This is a genomic window from Sapientia aquatica (assembly GCF_004358105.1).
Classification (GTDB): Bacteria; Pseudomonadota; Gammaproteobacteria; order Burkholderiales; family Burkholderiaceae_D; genus Solimicrobium; species Solimicrobium aquaticum.
In genome coordinates this window covers 1-947 of the sequence record NZ_SMYL01000043.1, presented here as the reverse complement: position 1 = coordinate 947, position 947 = coordinate 1, and the positions used below count along the sequence as shown (strand labels likewise).

The 947-nt window shown below is 45.6% G+C and carries 1 protein-coding gene; it reads left to right on the top strand.

Annotated elements, in window-relative coordinates; all coding sequences use genetic code 11:
• A partial coding sequence (locus E2I14_RS19540; protein ID WP_206105691.1) for a hypothetical protein occupies positions 1–627 on the top strand: 627 nt, incomplete at its 5' end.
• Between the last annotated feature and the right edge of the window lie 320 nt (positions 628–947).

Genomic DNA, 947 nt, shown 5'->3' with positions numbered 1-947 from the left:
TTTTTCTATAGAGCCGCGAATACTCTTTATTCTGATGGAACTCGATTGGATATACCCCATAAGTATTTTGAAGATGACGCAGATTTTTTTGCTGCTCTTAAGAGCCTCCCAGGACTAGATCAGTCTTCTCGAGAGGTCTTGCTAGTCGTCAAGGCACCCGAAGTAGCACTTTCCCTAAGGAAATTTCGTCCCAAAATCGATCGCTATAGTGATGACTTGCGTCTACGACTGACATTTTTGAGCAATACAGAACTCGAGCGATACACGGCCCCGCAATTTTTCGGTGACATTCAGAAAGGGCTCGGATCGTACAAGGATCAAGTAATTGAACACGATCAGAGTCGGGGATTTGTTCGCGTCTATCGAAAAATTGAATACCCGAATTCGTGGGAGGTATTTGCTCAGAAAGCAGAGACGTCCTTACCTACAGATCTGAATTCGTCATGGGTAGCGCATTGCGTAAGTTCGAGCAGTCCACTTACCTCGTCTGGAAAACTGGCGTTATGCAAAAGCCATGTTCTCGTTGGGAACGTTGCTATTCACTTCACGGTAAGTGATGAAAACCTTGATCAAATTGCCGAAATAAGGGCATATCTTCGGAAACTATTTTTGGATTGGCGGCATTAACGGCGATTTGGATACCTCTTCAACCAGCTTGCACATAGCTCAAAGGCTAAACCAATTCCAATCACTGATGCCGAACGGGCAAATGCTGCTTCAGGGGACGTCGAGAGCTTCTGGAAAGCGCGACAAGCACAGGGAGATCCTATTGCTGACATCGGTTTGAGCTCATTGCACCCGACTGGGGGAGTAATTGATTGTAAGCGTCCAGCGCTACCACCTATGAACGGCAATTAATTTCATGCACTCTCCAGACCTGATCAAATTGGAGAGCAAAGCATGTCGAGATTCAAATCTTTAATAAGCAAAGCAGATTGGCTGCAACA